Origin of the sequence: Flavobacterium pectinovorum, assembly GCF_006438875.1 — a bacterium.
Lineage (GTDB): Bacteria > Bacteroidota > Bacteroidia > Flavobacteriales > Flavobacteriaceae > Flavobacterium > Flavobacterium pectinovorum_A.
Map to the genome: position 1 here is coordinate 44439 of NZ_RCZH01000025.1, position 16967 is coordinate 61405.

The window sequence follows — 16967 nt, forward strand, 5'->3', positions numbered from 1 at the left end:
TTTAAATTTTAGACTGAAGATTTTGGATTAGTATAAATATTTATAAGCCTGTTTTTTGATTTACTTTCTCATAAACCTCTTTTACTTTTCTTGGAGGATCAAATCGATATCCCACACTGAATTTCAAAGTTGATATGTTGTCATTCAATCGCGCTTCAGCATCACCATTCTGAACGAAATTAACGGTGTTTAAGCTCGTATAAGCGAAAAAACGATCACTATTGTAGGCAAGCTTTAAATTAAAGTCTAATTGAAGCAAAGCTGAGGTTTCTCCGTCAACATCATTAATTCCTGCTCCAAGGGCAAGTCCCGAACCAATTAAAATATGATCACTGATAACAAAATTATAAAAATAGGAGGGAGCTAGCGAAAAAACATAAATATCACCATTTGATGAATTAGGGACATCATTCAAATTAAGATTGGTGTAGTAAAACGAAAAACTCGGAATAAAACTTCCTGAACTTTTGGTTTGCCATTCGTTCTGATTGACTAATGTTTTATATGAGAAATTATCATTAAAAACATATGATGTTGATCCTCCAATTTTTGTGGTTCGCATTCGCGGAAATCCTACCTGAATAGTTTCTTCACTGGCATAAAACCCTTTTTGATTGATGAAAGTGAAAGATTGCATCCATTTTTTATAATAAAATCGGGTATTAAAACTAAATAATTTAGAATCGGAGTTGTCTTTGTTTTCGCTAAAAAACTTTGGTGCAAAACCTAAACTGATATCGACAAATTGAAAACTCAAACTTAAGCCTAATTGTTCACGTCGGTTTGGAGTAAGATCCAGATATTTTTTTTTGCCTTCGGAATCAAAACCAATTTGAAAACTATTAGAAGTGTCTAAATAATAAATACTAGCCGTAACTTTATCATTATACGATTTAAAATAGGGATTCTGTAGCGTATCCTTTTGGGCAAAACACCCAAAAACGCTTCCAAAAAACACTATATAAATCAGTTTTAATTTCATTTACTAAATATTAAAATAAATTTACAAAATTTATATAAACATATTGGCTTTTAATGATTTACACTTTTTGGGTTTAAATCCAGTCAACCGGATTTTCTAATACATTTACCAATTTTTCTTCAATGCTTCCTGCTTCTGCATGATGATCATAAACCCATTGCACGTGTGGAGGTAAACTCATCAAAATACTCTCAATTCTTCCGTTGGTTTTCAATCCGAATAAAGTGCCTTTGTCGTGAACTAAATTAAACTCAACATAACGACCACGACGAATTTCCTGCCATGTTCTGTTTTCAGCTGTATATTCTAAAACTTTTCTTCTTTCCACAATTGGAACATATGCTTCAAGGAAACTATTTCCAATTTCGGTTACAAAATTGTACCAATCTTCCATTGACATTTCTTCATTTGCTTTGCAATAATCAAAGAACAAACCGCCAATTCCGCGGGCTTCATTTCTATGGGCATTCCAGAAATAAGCATCACATTGTTTTTTATATTTTGGATAAAACTCAGGATTGTGTTTATCGCAAGCCGTTTTACAAGTTTGATGAAAGTGTTTTGCATCTTCTTCAAACAAATAATAAGGCGTTAAATCCTGTCCGCCGCCAAACCATTGTTCAATCACTTTTCCATGTTCATCATACATTTCAAAGTATCGCCAATTAGCGTGCACAGTAGGAACCATCGGGTTTTTAGGATGTAAAACCAAACTCAGTCCGCAAGCAAAGAAATCAGCTTCACCAACGCCAAACATTTTTTGCATCGCTTCCGGTAATTTCCCATGAACGGCTGAAATGTTTACACCGCCTTTTTCGAAAACATTTCCATTTTCAATAACACGCGTTCTTCCACCACCGCCTTCAGGACGTTTCCAAAGGTCTTCACGGAATTTTGTTGTTCCGTCCACAGCTTCTAATCCGGCGCAAATCTGGTCTTGCAGTTTTTGTATGTATGCGTAAAATTTATCTTTCATTATTTCAATTCTTTTAATCAGTGGCATTTAGTTTGTTAACTACTTTTTCACCTGTCTTTTCTTCGATTTCCAGTTAGTTACAATCTGTAACCAAGTGATTTACCTCTTGTAATCAGAATTTTATCTTTCATTGCTATTATATTCTGATTTGAGTAATCCAAAATAAACGACATCTTCAAATGTTCCGTCGCCAGTGGTGAATTCTTCACGTAATATTCCTTCTTGTTTAAAGTGATGTTTCAAGGCAATTTGCTGACTTGCTTTGTTGATTTTTGAAGTACAAATAAATACCTTATTCATGTTTAAAGTATTGAAGCAAAAATCTAATGCTTCTGAAACCACTTTTGAGGTAATTCCTTTTCCTTGAAAATCTTCATCAACAAAATAGCCTAATTCACATTTTGATAGTCGAAGATTAATACTTTTAACACATAAATAACCAATTAAAGTATTGGTTTTTAGATCTCTTGGGTAAAAAAAGTATCCTTCTTTCTGATTTTCTATATTTTGGTTAAAAACAATAAATTGCTTTGTTTTCTCCAGATCAAGACAATGTGATAGCGTTACAGGAAAAGTCTTTTCAATGTGGTTTTTATTCTTTTCGATGAGGTAGTAAAACTCTTCCGGAAGAATACTGCTAATTGTTTCTGTTTTCCAATCTGTAAAACTCATCTTTATTTGTTTTTAGCGGAAGCAATTTTGATATTTATTCCAAATGAAAATACTTTGCTTTCTTGTTGAATATATTGGTAAATGGCAAGTGCTTTGCCTAAAAATTTAAATTGTTTTTCTTGCGATAAGGCAACTAATATATCTGCAAATTGTTCCTGCTGATTCCAATCTAAATGACATTGTTGTAATAGAATGATTAGTTCTTCTTCTGGTATTTCAATAGTTCTCTGTAAGCTTAATCCAAAACTTTTTAGTTGCTCATCTATAAGACTTATGTCTTCGGCATTCCAAAATTTAGGAACAAAAATAAGTGCATGCAAAGTTCTTAGAGTATTCTCTATTCTGATACTTTCTTCGTCTCTAAGGCCTTTGTTTAGCATGATTTTGAGTTTTCAGTCTCGGTCGCAGTTTTCAGTTTTAAAGTAGAGACTGAAAACTGCGACTGAAAACTGCATATTAATTCCCGTATTCCTTAACCGCGTCGATAAACGCTTTTGCATGGTCTACAGGAATATTTGGTAAAATTCCATGACCTAAATTTACGATATATTTATCTTTTCCGAATTCGTCGATCATTTCGTGAACCATTTTTTTGATAGTTGGAATTGGAGAAAGTAATCTTGACGGATCAAAATTTCCTTGTAACGTAATATTTCCACCAGACAAATAACGAGCATTTCTAGGGGAACATGTCCAGTCTACACCAAGAGCAGACGCTCTACTTTTACCCATTTCGCCAAGAGCAAACCAACATCCTTTTCCGAAAACAATAACCGGAGCATGATCTGCCAAAGCTTCAACGATTTGATTGATATACTTCCATGAGAATTCCTGATAATCAACCGGAGAAAGCATTCCTCCCCAAGAATCAAAAATCTGAACAGCATCAACTCCTGCTTTTACTTTTTCTTTTAAATATAAAATGGTAGTATCTGTGATTTTTTGTAATAATGTATGTGCTGCAGCCGGGTTTGAAAAAGCGAAACCTTTTGCAGTATCAAAACTTTTAGAACCTTTTCCTTCAACAGCATAACAGAAGATTGTCCAAGGCGAACCAGCGAAACCAATTAAAGGCACTTCGTCGTTCAGCATTTCTTTGGTCAATTTAATAGCATCCATTACGTAACCCAAACTTTCCTGAATATCCGGAACGTAAACTCTGTGAACATCAGCCAATGAACGAATTGGATTTGGTAAAAACGGACCAAAATTCTCTTTCATCAAAACTTCGATTCCCATTGCTTGCGGAACAACTAGAATATCTGAGAATAAAATCGCTGCATCCGGAGCAATTCTGCGAATAGGCTGAACGGTGATTTCTGCTGCCAATTCCGGAGTCTGACAACGGGTAAAGAAATCATATTTATCACGCAAAGCGATAAATTCAGGTAAATATCTTCCAGCTTGACGCATCATCCATACTGGCGGACGTTGAACAGTTTCTCCTTTTAATGCTTTTAAAAATAGGTCGTTTTTTAACATTTCTTATTTGTTTATTCTGCAAGGTTTCCAGAACCTTGTAGGTATTGTTGTTGATTAATTTATACCTACAAGGTTTTGGAAACCTTGCAGGAAATCTTGTTCGTTATTTATATTCTTCAATTACATCTTCGATTACGTCTTCGACCGTTGGCTGATCAGCAATAATGATGTTTTTTGTAATTTTATCTAAAGCTTCGGCTGTGGTTTCTCCAATGCAAAAGCACTTTTCTTTCTTAATAGTATTGTCTTTCAAATAACTTTCAACGCCGGATGGACTAAAAAATAAGATGCCATCAACGGCAGTTTTTATTTTCTGAGGCGTTAATGAAGTATCATAAACCTGAATTTCATTTAGTTTAACATCGGCATCTTTCAAAGCTTTTGGTAAAGTTTCTCTACGAAGGTTTCCACTGAAAAACGTAAAGCTTTCACTGCGATAAATCAAAGTGATAATTTCGGCTAAATCTGACGCATAACCTGTGTAAGCGACAACATTAAAGCCACTTTCAGACAAAAGGATCTTGGTTTTTAAACCAACACAAAATACGTTCTTGTTTTTTAATTGTTCAGATTTAGGATCTGATAAAACGCTGTGAACGGCATTTTGACTTGTGAAAATCAAATTTTCGTTGAGGTCTTTTAATTCGAAAGATTTATTTTGCGTTTGAATGAAATCTGCTTCGTGAACTTCAATATTGGCTTTTACCAATGCTTGTTTTTGTTCGCCCGAAAGCTTTTTTGTAGATAATATTTGAATTGATTTACTCATTATTTTTTTAAAGATTCTTTAATAGATGCCATTAATTCGGCTCCGCCATTGTTCAGGATTTCCTGAGCGGCGAAGAATCCTAATTTTTTCCATTCTGCAATGTCAACTGTTTTGTCGACTTCAAGTTTTTGTTTTCCATCAACAGAAAGTAAAACACCTTGAAAGTGTAAAGTGTCTTCATCTTCGTTATATTTCACCAAAGCCCCGATTGGCGCGGTACAACCGCCTTCCAGCGTTCTTAAAAATTGACGTTCGATATAAGTACAAATTTCAGTTTCGATATGGTTTAATTGCGAAAGTGCATCGAGCGTATAATTGTCATTTTCCATCGCCACCACTAGCATTGCTCCTTGTGCAGGCGCAGGAATCATCCAGTCTAAATCTATATAATTTCCCGGTTTTAGGTTAATGCGCTCCAAACCTGCAGCGGCAAAAACAGCTCCATCCCAGTTATTATCTTGTAATTTTTGCATGCGCGTGTTTACGTTTCCACGTAAATCAACCACCGTATGATTTGGGTATTTATTGAACCATTGCGCCTGGCGACGTAAACTTCCGGTTGCAATAGTACTTGGATTCGTAAAATCAGGATTTCCTTTATGAACTAAAATATCCAGAACATTCGCTCTTTCTAAAACGGCTGCCTGCACAATTCCTTTTGGTAAAGCCGTAGGAACATCTTTCATAGAATGAACCGCAATATCAATATCACCATTAATCATAGCAATATCTAATGTTTTGGTAAAAATTCCAGTGATTCCAAGTTCGTACAACGGTTTGTCAAGAATAATATCGCCTTGTGATTTTACCGCAACAATTGAGGTTTTGTACCCTAAATCATTTAGTTTCTTTTCGACAGTATGTGCTTGCCAAAGTGCCAATTCGCTATCGCGAGTTCCAATTCTAATTGTTTTTTCAGCCATTATTTATTTAAAACCAAGTTTTTTTGTTTTTTTACCATTAAGATATTAAGGTAATTAAGCATTGTGTTGAATTTTTTATCATTAAGTTGATTAAGCATGCTTTGCTTAATTTTTCTTAATCTCTTAATGGTTCAATTACTTTTTTATTAAACTATGTTTAATTTAAGTTATTGATCTATTAATCTTGCAAAATGATCATTTACAAGTGGTTTCATTGATTTTGTTATGTTGAGAGTATTAAAGTTAATTAACAAGCCTTGAGGTCTTTGCAATAATTTCATGTATGTTAGTAATTGTGCTTCGTGAATTGGTAAAAGATTTTCTATTGTTTTTAGTTCAACAACTACACAGTCATTTACAAGTAAATCAATTCTTAAATCAGATTCTAATTCAAGGTCGTAATAATCTATTTTAACTACTAATTGTTGTTTGACCTCATATCCATTTTGTTCTAATTCGTATTTGAGGCATTGTTCATAAATGCTTTCTAAAAGTCCAGGTCCCAAAGCTTTATGCACTTTTATAGCAAAACCTGTTATTTCATATGCTAATTGTGTTACCTCTTTTTTTGTCATAGAACTTTTTATTCTTTTTACCATTAAGATATTAAGTTTATTAAGGCAGCTTCTTGTAAAAAGGATAACGCTTAATTCTCTTATATGCCTAATAGATTGTCATGTTTTTAACCGCAAAGCTTAATTAACTTAATATCTTAATGGTAAAAAACTAGGATGCTTTTATTTTGAAGACTTTTTCAATCCATTCGATGCTTTCATCAACCATGGTATCGTCGTCTTTTAAGTGGTTTGCAAAATGTGTAGTGATTTTTTGAATGATTCTGTTACTGATGATTTCAGCTTGAGCTTCGTTGAAATCTGCAATTTTTTTACTTTGAAAATCTAATTCCGAAACTTTAATAGCATTCAGTTTTTCTTTCAAAGCATTTATAGTTGGAGCAAATTTTCTTCCTTTTGTCCAGATAACAAATTCCTCTTTTACTTCTTCGATAATTGCTTCGGCAGCAGGAATGTGTAATTTTCTGTTTTCAAGAGTTTCATCTGTCAATTGCGACAAATAATCCATGTGAATCAACGTTACACCTTCTAAGTCTTCTACATTTTCATGAACGTTCTTCGGAATCGACAAATCTAAAATCAATAAAGGTTTTTTTAGATTCAGGATTGCTTTGTCAACCGTTGGGTTTTGAGCGCCCGTTGCAACGACAACTAGATCAGCTTTTTGAAGTTCCAAGTGTAACTCTGAATAATCCTTAACAATCAAATTTAGTTTTCCTGCTAATTTCTCAGCTTTATCTTTAGTTCGGTTTATTAAGGTGATATGTTCGTTTTTAGTATGTTTTACAAGATTTTCGCAAGTATTTCTTCCGATTTTTCCTGTTCCGAAAAGTAAAATGTTTTTATTACCGATATCTTCTACATTTTTGATAATGTATTGTACCGACGCAAAAGAAACCGAAGTCGCTCCAGAACTGATTTCTGTTTCGTTTTTGATTTTTTTACTTGCCTGAATCACCGCGTTTACTAATCTTTCTAAGAAAGCATTTGATAAATTCATAGATTTAGAATGAGCAAAACTTGTCTTGATTTGGGATATAATTTCAAAATCGCCTAAGATTTGACTGTCTAAACCAGTTCCAACACGAAACATATGATTAATTGCTTCCTGATTTTTATAAACGAATCCTACTTTTTGAAAAGCATCCACAGATCCATTGCTATTATCGCAAATTAGCTTTATTAATTGAAAAGGGTGTTCGGCAAAACCGTAGATCTCGGTTCTGTTGCAAGTCGAAGTAACAATTAGACTTTCTATTCCTTCTGTTTTAGCTTGTTCCAGTAAACGTGTTTTGGCAACTGCATCCAAACTAAATTGACCTCTGACCTCAGCATCAGCTTTTTTATAACTCAGACCAACTGAGTAAAAATATAGGTGTTTCGGTACGTTATTGTTTTCCATAAATTCACTTTCATAAAAGTGCAACAAAATTATCATTATAGTGTTTACAAAAGTAACGCTCAAAGTACTATTTGTGTCGCTATATGTTTTTTTGTTTCTAAACGTCTGTTTTTATTCAAAAAGAAGTATTTTTGTAGCAAAATCAAGTTGTTTGAATTGATTTGTTTAGAGTGATTCTAAATAACATTCTGTGTTAGCTTTGATTTTTATCTAAAAAAAATATCGCTATGAGTTCTCAGGAAATTATAAAAATTGAAGACGACTTTACGCTTATCCGTTTTCAAAACGACAGTCCGGAACCTTTTTTCGGGCAGCATGAAGTTGGTAGTGGGCTGATACAGTTTCACTTCGGGATAAAAGGCAATGCCAAATTCTTGTTTAATCAAGGCAGTTACGCTTTAGATTTGAAAGAAGAAAAATCGTTGCTTTTGTACAATCCACAGAAAGAATTACCACTCAATTTAGAGTTGGCTCCAAATTCGTGGGTGATTTCGGTAATTGTTTCTATTAAGAAATTTCACGCGTTGTTTTCTGCCGAAGCAGATTATATTACTTTCTTAAGTCCGGACAATAAGGACAAAAAGTATTATAACGAAGGAAATATAAGTCCGTCTATGGCAATTGTTTTGAGTCAACTATTTCATTATAACTTACATCCGTCCATAAAAAATCTTTATTATAAAGGAAAAGGATATGAATTACTGAGTTTATATTTTAACAGAACCGAAGATCCAAACGCAGAACAATGTCCGTTTTTGATTGATGAAGATAACGTTCTGAAGATTAGAAAAGCCAAAGAAATTATCATCGCCAATATGGCTGAACCGCCAGGATTACAAGAGTTGGCAGATGAAATAGGTTTGAATTTGAAGAAACTTAAAATGGGTTTCAAGCAAATTTACGGCGATACGGTTTATGGTTTTCTATTTGATTATAAAATGGATTTCGCCCGAAAACTTCTCGACAGCGGATCTTATAATGTAAACGAAGTAGGATTGAAAATAGGCTATAGTACCGGAAGTCATTTTATTGCGGCGTTCAAGAAAAAGTTTGCCACAACTCCAAAGAAATACCTGATGTCAATTAATACGAATGTCTAAATTGATGAAAAATGTTGTTTTTCTTACACTTCTCGTTCTGTTGGGATTTCAAAACACGAGCGCTCAGGAAATTTCGAAAATTGATTATTATAAGTTGACGAAATTAGAAGGAATGGAGTATTCAGGAGGAATAACTTTTTATATAGAAAAGAAAAGTGAAATCTTGATAGCAATTCAAAATGAAACTATTAAATGGAAAGCTGATGTTGTTAAAAAGTGTGGGAAAAGTAAAGTTGAAATTAATTCTATTTTTATAAGAAGTGGAACATTAAAAGTTTCTTTTGGAAAAAACAGTATTGCCTTTGTCAATATAGAAAATGGAGAAATTGAATGTTTGACAGTAGACAAACAAAAAAGAAAAGATCAGGAGAAGGAGCAAATCAATTTTACAAATCAGAGTATAAATAAAAAGTAATAATTATCATATTTCTAAAAAGTAACAAGTTCTACTTTTGACAAAAATTAAAAACAAAGCTTAAAGCCAAGAGCTTAAAGCCTAAAGCAAAGAATAAATGAAAGGCGTATTATTAGTAAACTTAGGATCTCCAGAAAGTCCAACTACAAAAGATGTAAAACCATATTTAGACGAATTTTTAATGGATAAATACGTGATTGATGTTCCGTATTTGTTAAGAGCTTTTTTAGTTCGTGGAATTATTTTAAGAAAAAGACCAGAAGAATCAGCGCACGCTTACGCGAAAATTTGGTGGGAAGAAGGTTCTCCGTTAGTAGTTCTTTCTGAAAGAATGCAAAAGAAAGTTCAACCATTAGTAAATGTTCCGGTTTCATTGGCAATGCGTTACGGAAGTATGACGATCGAAAAAGGACTTCAGGAATTGCACGATAAAGGAGTTACCGAAGTGTTGCTTTTTCCGTTATATCCACAATATGCAATGGCTTCTACTTTGACTATTTTAGTGAAAGCCGAAGAAATCCGTAAAAAGGAATTTCCACAAATGACTTTTACTGATGTTCCTGCGTTTTATAATAAACCGGATTATATCAAGAATCTGGCAGACTCAATTCAGAAACATTTAGTGGGTTTTGATTATGATCATTTATTGTTTTCGTATCATGGTATTCCCGAGCGTCATATTCGCAAAACCGATGTAACCAAATCACATTGCAAAATTGATGGTTCTTGTTGTAACACACCTTCATCGGCGCACGATTTTTGTTACCGTCATCAATGTTATGAAACTACAAAACAAGTCGTTAAATTATTAGGACTTCCTGAAGATAAATACAGTCTTACTTTTCAATCTCGTTTAGCGGGAGACAAATGGTTAGAGCCTTATACTGATGTTGAAATTGATAATATGCCAGCAAAAGGAATCAAGAATCTGGCGGTTGTAACTCCAGCTTTCGTCTCGGATTGTTTAGAAACCCTTGAAGAAATCGCTATGCGCGCCAAAGAAGATTTCGAAGCAAAAGGAGGTGAAAATTTCTTAGCAATTCCGTGTTTGAACGATGATGATGAGTGGTGTCATACAGTTGGGAATTGGATTAATAATTGGGCTAAATAGAAAATAGAGTAAAGAGTAAAGAACAAAGATTGTTGCGTAAAAATCAACTTTAAAAAAAACCTGAAACCTCAAACTTGAAACAAAAAGTATGGAATATTATAACTACTTAAAATCACTGCATCTTATTTTTGTAATAACTTGGTTTGCAGGTTTGTTTTATATTGTGCGTTTGTTTGTGTACCAAATTGAAGCCAACGAAAAACCATCTCCTGAAAAGGAAATTTTACAAGCACAATACAAAATAATGACGTATCGTTTGTGGTATATTATTACGTGGCCATCAGCAATTTTGGCAAGTATTTTTGCTTTTAGTTTATTGTATCTCAATCCTGGATTAATATATTTGGATTATATGCAGGTTAAATTTGGTTTCGTTTTTGCACTGTACTTATATCATGCAAAATGTCATCAGATTTTTAAGCAATTACAGAATGATGAGGTAAAATATTCTAACAATTTTATGCGTTTATGGAATGAAGGTGCAACAATTATACTATTTGCTGTAGTTTTTTTAATAATTGTAAAAAGTGCCATCAACTGGATTTTCGGCGTAATTGGAATCTTTTTATTCTCAATTATAATAATGCTTGGTTTCCGATTTTATAAACGTATTCGCGAGAGAAAATAGTATTCAGTCTCAGTTTTCAGTCACAGTTTCTAATCTGTCGCTGAAAACTGCGACTGCGACTGAAAAAGAAAATTTATGTTTAACAACTTCAAAATGTCGATGCTTTCTCTTCGTGTTAGGATATTCCTTTCGATGATTGTATTGATTGTTGTGGCATCTTTTTTATTGGCTTCCATATCGATAATTCAGTTTAAGAATGAAGCCAAAGAATATCATCAGGAACGTCTCGAGCGAAAAGAAAATGCAGTAAAAGAACATATCAATTATGTGCTTTCTACGACGACTTATCCTTTAAAAACAGCGAATCTGGATTTAATCTTTAAAGATAAAATCCACGAATTAGCACAGATTCACAAAATCGAAATCAATATTTACAGCCTTGACGGGAAATTGCTAAAATCATCCAAAGAATCCTTTGCGGTTGATAAAGTAGCGCCGCCGGTTCCAGATTATATTCTGAAACTAGTGCGTTCTTCGATCGAAAAGCGTTTTGTAGATATTAAAACCATCGATGGAGTCAAAAATCGATCTTCGTATAGTTTAATTAAAGACGAAAAATTTAAACCACTTGGGATTTTAAATCTTCCTTATTTAGAAGATGATGGTTATTATGACAACGAATTGAATACTTTCCTGATTCGGTTAAGTCAGGTATATTCATTTATGTTGGTTGTGGCTTTTGCATTAGCTTATTTCCTTTCGACTTATATTACAAAATCACTGAAAACCATTTCAGATCGTTTAGAAGAAACCAATTTAGATCAGAAAAACGAGAAGATTGTTTTAGAAGCTAATAGCAAAGAAGTCAACTTTTTGATAAAAGCTTATAACGGAATGGTGGATAAACTAGAAACCAGCGCTATAAAACTGGCACAAAGTGAGCGTGAAGAAGCTTGGCGCGAAATGGCGAAACAAGTGGCGCACGAAATTAAAAATCCGCTTACGCCGATGAGGTTAACGGTTCAGAGTTTTCAACGAAAGTTTGATCCGACAGCTCCTGACGTAAAACAGAAATTAAACGATTATTCCGAAACCTTAATTCAGCAAATTGATACGATGACGGCGGTAGCTTCGGCGTTTTCGAATTTTGCTTCAATGCCCGCACAGCAAAACGAAACCTTAAATGTGGTGGAAGTTGTTGAATTGGCGTTGGATATTTTCAACGAAGATTATATTGTTTTCGAAAGCGAAGAGGAAGAAATCATCTCCAAAATGGATCGTACGCAATTGATTCGTGTGATTACGAATTTGGTTAAAAATGCAACTCAGGCGATTCCCGAAAGTCAGTTTCATAAATCTATTGTTGTTACGGTAAAACGCAGAAACAACAATGTTGAAATTGCGGTAAAAGACAACGGTATCGGAATCCAGAAATTGGATATCAGTAGAATATTCGAACCAAAATTCACCACTAAAACTAGTGGAATGGGACTTGGACTCGGAATTATAAAAAACATCATAGAAAATTACAAAGGAACAATTACCTTTGAATCAACTTACGGAAAAGGAACCACATTTAGAGTTTCTTTGCCTATCACAAACTCATAAAACCAGCGTCATGAACTACGAAAATCTTTTAATCTCGATTGAAGAAAAAATTGCAACCGTAACCATTAATCGTCCGACAAAATTAAATGCGTTAAACAAAGCTACGATCAGCGACTTGAGTAAAGCAATTAAATTATTGGGTAAAAATGATGATGTTCGTGTTATTATAATCACCGGAAGTGGCGAAAAAGCATTTGTTGCCGGAGCCGATATTTCGGAATTTGCAAATTATACTATTATCGAAGGCGCACAATTAGCCGCTGAAGGACAAGAAAGCTTATTTGATTTTATCGAAAATTTAAAGAAACCTGTAATTGCTGCCGTAAATGGTTTTGCTCTTGGAGGCGGATTAGAACTGGCAATGGCTTGTCATTTTAGAGTAGCATCAGACAATGCCAAAATGGGATTACCCGAAGTAACTTTAGGTTTGATTCCGGGTTACGGAGGAACACAGCGTTTGCCACAATTAGTAGGTAAAGGTCGTGCGATGGAAATGATCATGACCGCAGCAATGGTTTCTGCTGATGAGGCAAAACAATTCGGTCTTGTAAATCATGTGGTGCCGCAAGCTGAACTTCTTGAATTTGCAAACGGAATTGCGCAAAAAATCATTAAAAATGCTCCTTTTGCAATAAGCAAAGCGATAAAAGCAATCAATGCCAATTATACTGACGGTAAAAACGGTTTTGATACCGAGATAAAATCATTCGGAAAATGTTTCGGAACTCAGGATTTTAAAGAAGGAACAACTGCATTCTTAGAAAAACGCAAAGCAGAATTTACAGGGAAATAAGTTATAACACAGAGTAACACAAAGAAAATTTTAAGCAAAGCTTTGTGTAACTCTGCAAAAAACTTAGTGCAGCTCTGTGGTAAAATAGCACAAAACTGTTCAAAGTAATTAAAAACTTAGTGACTTAGCATCTTAGTCCCGAAGCTTCGGGATAGCAACTAAAAAATAAAAATCATGTCATACGAACCTATATTTGCTCTTTTTTGCGAACGCGTCAAAGAAAGCATTCAAGCCGGTACTTTTGCCAAATTAACTTTAGCAAAAACCATTGGCGATACCGAAATCAAGAACATCTATTTCCGTTTAGTTTTAAACGAAGACAATACCTATTCGATTTCGTTAACAACACGCTACAAAACCGAAGAACTAGAAAGCATTCACCCTTTAGACGAAGCGTTATTAGTTTTAGGAACCTATATTAAAAATCCGTTTTTGACAGCTTTGTTATTTACTACTGTTAATGATGTGACTTTCAAAGTAAACAAAAAGAATGCAGGAAGTATTGTTGAGCAGGAACCAACGTTTAAAAATGCATCTCCTGTAATGCTGGAAATGATCGAGAAGGGGATAGTTTAATGATTATAATTTGTTTTAGGAGCTAATCCCGCTATCCGTTTCAATCTTTTGTGGCGAACCCCGCCACAAAAGGATTTTCACTACTATCGGGGCTAGAATACCCGCTCTGTCTGACAAAAGAATAGAATCTTCGTGAATCTCTGTGCAATCCTCCGTGAATCTCCGCGGAATAACCCTAAACCAGCTTCACAAACAAATTCGAAGCTATTTTATTCGAAATAGACAATTCTCTGCCATCAATTTTAATCTTAACAGATAAATCAAAAGATTCTTTATACAAAAGTTCAATTTGCGAACCCAATGCAATTTCCTGTTTGTCCAAATATTTCAGGAATTCTGAAGAAGTATCTTTAACCCCTACACAAACTCCGGTTTGATTTTCGATTAATTCAGAAAGTAAATGTTTTTCGATCTTAACGATTCTTCCATTAGCATCCGGAATTGGATCTCCGTGTGGATCTTCGGTAGGGTTTCCCAGAAAATCATCCAAACGGTTAATTAGTTGCTCGGATTTGATGTGTTCTAACTGTTCTGCAATATCGTGAACCTCATCCCAGCTAAAATCCAGTTTTTCGACCAAAAACACTTCCCATAAACGATGTTTTCTAACAATCATTTTTGCGGCTAGTTTGCCGTTATCTGTTAAAGAAACCCCTTGGTATTTTTTATAATTCACTAAATCTTTCTCTGACAATTTTTTGAGCATATCCGTAACCGATGAAGCTTTAGTTTCCATCATTTCAGCAATAGCATTCGTGCTCACTTCTGTTTCAGTCGAAGCAGTAAGGTGATATATCGATTTTAGATAATTTTCTTCTGAGAAAGTCATTCGATTTTAGATTTTAGACTGTTGATTTTAGATTTTAGATTGAGAAAAAACTTTTGTCGCTTTGTACCTCTGTTTTTGAGGTTCAAAGGTTCAAAGGAACAAAAAAGGTTCAGAGTTTATAATCTTTGTCCCTTTGAATCTTTAAAAAGGACTATTTTTTGAGATTTAAAAGATTTAAAGGTTCAATAGCCTATAGTTTTTAAACCTTTGTCGCTTTGCACCCCTGAACCTTTGTCCCTTTAAAAAAACTATTTTTTAACAATCAACAAAGGTATTGAAATTTTATGTCTCAATTTGTCTACTGTTGTACCAAACAAAATATCTTTTAAGCCAGTATGACCGTGGGTTCCCATTACCAGAACATCAAAATTTCCCAAGTTAATAATCTTCGGAATCACTGTGTTAGGTTTTCCAAAACCAAGTTCGGTTTCGATTTTGAAGCCCTTTTGCGAAAGCATATCTTTATATTCTAATAATAATTTTTCGTCAATAGTTGTTTCATGATCGTCAACATTGCCTCCGTACATCAATGCGCCCACAGTTTCAACAATATGAATTAAGGTATATTGCGCGTCGATTCCGCCCAATTCAAAGGCATTGTTTAGCGCAGCTTCATCGGCTTTAGAAAAATCTACAGAAATCGCTATGTTTTTTTTGCTGTAGCTTTCTTTTGGCGTGTATTGTAATTTTAAATGGTGAGGAGAATGGTTTTCTATATTCGATTTTGCCTTTGCTATAAAAGGCTTCGCAATGATGTATAACAATAAAGCAAGAAATCCAAAAGCAAGCGGAACAACCGTAAGCCAAAGCACTGTTGGATGATTTGAATTTTCTAACCACGAACTGATTTCATCATAAACCAATTTGGCATTAAGAGAAACAATGATAGTAGCGATTATCCAGGCAGCAACTTGTGTAGTCCGTGAGATATGGAACCCTTTCATTTTGCTTTTATCGCTTACAAAATGAATCAACGGAATTATGGCGAAACCTAATTGTAAACTCAAAATTACCTGACTCAAAATCAACAACTTTCCGGTAACGCTTTCTCCATAAATTAAGATTACGATAACAGCTGGAACAATGGCAATCAAACGTGTTATGATTCGGCGAACCCAAGGCTGAATACGTAAATTCAAATAACCTTCCATTACGATTTGTCCTGCCAAAGTTCCTGTTACAGTCGAGCTTTGTCCTGCGGCAATCAAAGCAACCGCAAATAGAACCGGTGCCCATTTAGTTCCTAATAAAGGCTCCAGAAATTTATGCGCATCCTGAATTTCGGCAACTTCAAACATTCCGTTTTTGTAGAATGTGGCTGCAGCCAAAATTAAAATAGCGGCGTTTACAAAAAAGGCTAAGTTTAAAGCAATAGTCGAATCGATAAAATTATATTTCAATGCTTGTTTAATTCCCGCGGGAGTTCGGTCGAATTTTCGGGTTTGCACCAAAGAAGAATGCAAATACAAGTTGTGTGGCATTACTGTTGCACCAATAATTCCGATTGCAATGTATAAAGCAGCAGAACTTGGAATTGAAGGAACCAAACCATAGATTACTTTGTTCAGTTCCGGTTCAGCAAAAATCATTTCGAAAATGAAAGAAAATCCAATGATTACGACCAAAACGATAATAAAAGCTTCCATTTTTCGGATGCCTTTATTAATTAAGAATAATAATAGGAAAGTGTCTAAAACAGTAATCAAAACACCTTCAATTAACGGAATATCAAAAAGTAAATTAATTCCAATCGCCATTCCCAGAACTTCGGCAAGATCACAAGCTGCAATGGCAATTTCCGCTAAAAAGTATAAAATGTAGTTGATAAATTTCGAATAGGTTTCTCGAGAAGCCTGAGCTAAATCACGTTGCGTAACAATTCCCAATCGCGCGCTTAAACTCTGAAGTAACAAAGCCATTAAGTTGCTCATTAGCAAAACCCAAAGCAAAGAATACCCAAACTGACTACCGCCAGCAATGTCTGTTGCCCAGTTTCCCGGATCCATATACCCTACGCTTACTAAATATGCCGGACCTAAAAAGGCTAATATTTTCCTGAATCCTGTTTTTTTATGCTGTGTCGCAACCGATTGATGAACTTCTTCTAAAGATTTGGTCATTGTACAAATGTTGTTTTAACAAATGTATGTAAAAATTACATTCGCTCAACAATATTTTTAGGCTTG

The 16967-nt window shown here is 34.4% G+C and carries 18 protein-coding genes; 7 read left to right on the forward strand and 11 right to left on the reverse strand.

Features of this window, described 5'->3' with window-relative positions; all coding sequences use genetic code 11:
* Positions 1–40 precede the first annotated feature (40 nt).
* The 9 genes from EAH81_RS25310 to hemA form a co-directional block, all read right to left on the reverse strand.
* Positions 41–982: a DUF4421 family protein gene (locus tag EAH81_RS25310; RefSeq protein ID WP_140511777.1), complete on the reverse strand. Its 942-nt coding sequence runs from the start codon at positions 980–982 to the stop codon at positions 41–43.
* A 73-nt stretch (positions 983–1055) separates the two neighbouring features.
* On the reverse strand, positions 1056–1958 hold the full coding sequence (gene hemF, locus EAH81_RS25315; protein WP_140511778.1) for an oxygen-dependent coproporphyrinogen oxidase: 903 nt from the start codon (positions 1956–1958) through the stop codon (positions 1056–1058).
* 120 nt (positions 1959–2078) lie between these two features.
* Positions 2079–2630 carry a GNAT family N-acetyltransferase gene (locus EAH81_RS25320; protein WP_140511779.1) on the reverse strand — a complete coding sequence of 184 codons (552 nt, stop codon included), beginning with the start codon at positions 2628–2630 and terminating at the stop codon, positions 2079–2081.
* A 2-nt stretch (positions 2631–2632) separates the two neighbouring features.
* Entirely contained in the window at positions 2633–3010 is a 378-nt protein-coding gene (locus tag EAH81_RS25325) for a hypothetical protein (protein ID WP_140511780.1), read from the reverse strand.
* Between the two features lie 76 nt (positions 3011–3086).
* Positions 3087–4112 (reverse strand): uroporphyrinogen decarboxylase, encoded by a 1026-nt coding sequence (hemE, locus tag EAH81_RS25330; protein ID WP_140511781.1) that lies wholly within the window; start codon positions 4110–4112, stop codon positions 3087–3089.
* Positions 4113–4215: 103 nt separating this feature from the next.
* Positions 4216–4881: a uroporphyrinogen-III synthase gene (locus EAH81_RS25335; RefSeq protein ID WP_140511782.1), complete on the reverse strand. Its 666-nt coding sequence runs from the start codon at positions 4879–4881 to the stop codon at positions 4216–4218.
* Entirely contained in the window at positions 4881–5804 is a 924-nt protein-coding gene (hemC, locus tag EAH81_RS25340) for a hydroxymethylbilane synthase (protein ID WP_140511783.1), read from the reverse strand. Before hemC ends, EAH81_RS25335 begins: the two co-directional genes overlap by 1 nt.
* 167 nt (positions 5805–5971) lie before the next feature.
* On the reverse strand, positions 5972–6379 hold the full coding sequence (locus tag EAH81_RS25345; protein WP_140511784.1) for a GxxExxY protein: 408 nt from the start codon (positions 6377–6379) through the stop codon (positions 5972–5974).
* A 151-nt stretch (positions 6380–6530) separates the two neighbouring features.
* Positions 6531–7781 (reverse strand): glutamyl-tRNA reductase, encoded by a 1251-nt coding sequence (hemA, locus tag EAH81_RS25350; protein ID WP_140511785.1) that lies wholly within the window; start codon positions 7779–7781, stop codon positions 6531–6533.
* A 227-nt stretch (positions 7782–8008) separates the two neighbouring features.
* Here hemA and EAH81_RS25355 point away from each other — a divergent pair, with 227 nt between their 5' ends.
* From EAH81_RS25355 to EAH81_RS25385, 7 genes are all read left to right on the forward strand, one after another.
* Positions 8009–8881, forward strand: coding sequence for a helix-turn-helix domain-containing protein (locus EAH81_RS25355; RefSeq protein WP_140511786.1), 873 nt, complete (start codon positions 8009–8011; stop codon positions 8879–8881).
* A gap of 112 nt (positions 8882–8993) precedes the next feature.
* Complete coding sequence (locus EAH81_RS25360) at positions 8994–9296, forward strand: hypothetical protein (RefSeq protein ID WP_140511787.1); 303 nt, start codon at positions 8994–8996, stop codon at positions 9294–9296.
* A 97-nt stretch (positions 9297–9393) separates the two neighbouring features.
* Positions 9394–10407: a ferrochelatase gene (gene hemH / locus EAH81_RS25365; protein WP_140511788.1), complete on the forward strand. Its 1014-nt coding sequence runs from the start codon at positions 9394–9396 to the stop codon at positions 10405–10407.
* An 88-nt stretch (positions 10408–10495) separates the two neighbouring features.
* Entirely contained in the window at positions 10496–11035 is a 540-nt protein-coding gene (locus EAH81_RS25370; RefSeq protein ID WP_140511789.1) for a CopD family protein, read from the forward strand.
* 132 nt (positions 11036–11167) lie between these two features.
* Complete coding sequence (locus EAH81_RS25375; RefSeq protein ID WP_089354059.1) at positions 11168–12583, forward strand: ATP-binding protein; 1416 nt, start codon at positions 11168–11170, stop codon at positions 12581–12583.
* A 10-nt stretch (positions 12584–12593) separates the two neighbouring features.
* On the forward strand, positions 12594–13376 hold the full coding sequence (locus EAH81_RS25380; RefSeq protein ID WP_140511790.1) for an enoyl-CoA hydratase/isomerase family protein: 783 nt from the start codon (positions 12594–12596) through the stop codon (positions 13374–13376).
* A gap of 174 nt (positions 13377–13550) precedes the next feature.
* Positions 13551–13952: a hypothetical protein gene (locus tag EAH81_RS25385; protein ID WP_140511791.1), complete on the forward strand. Its 402-nt coding sequence runs from the start codon at positions 13551–13553 to the stop codon at positions 13950–13952.
* A gap of 175 nt (positions 13953–14127) precedes the next feature.
* Here the strand turns inward: EAH81_RS25385 and EAH81_RS25390 are convergent, their stop codons facing one another.
* Positions 14128–14781 (reverse strand): metal-dependent transcriptional regulator, encoded by a 654-nt coding sequence (locus EAH81_RS25390; RefSeq protein ID WP_140511792.1) that lies wholly within the window; start codon positions 14779–14781, stop codon positions 14128–14130.
* Positions 14782–15029: 248 nt separating this feature from the next.
* Entirely contained in the window at positions 15030–16901 is a 1872-nt protein-coding gene (locus tag EAH81_RS25395; protein WP_140511793.1) for an Nramp family divalent metal transporter, read from the reverse strand.
* Between the last annotated feature and the right edge of the window lie 66 nt (positions 16902–16967).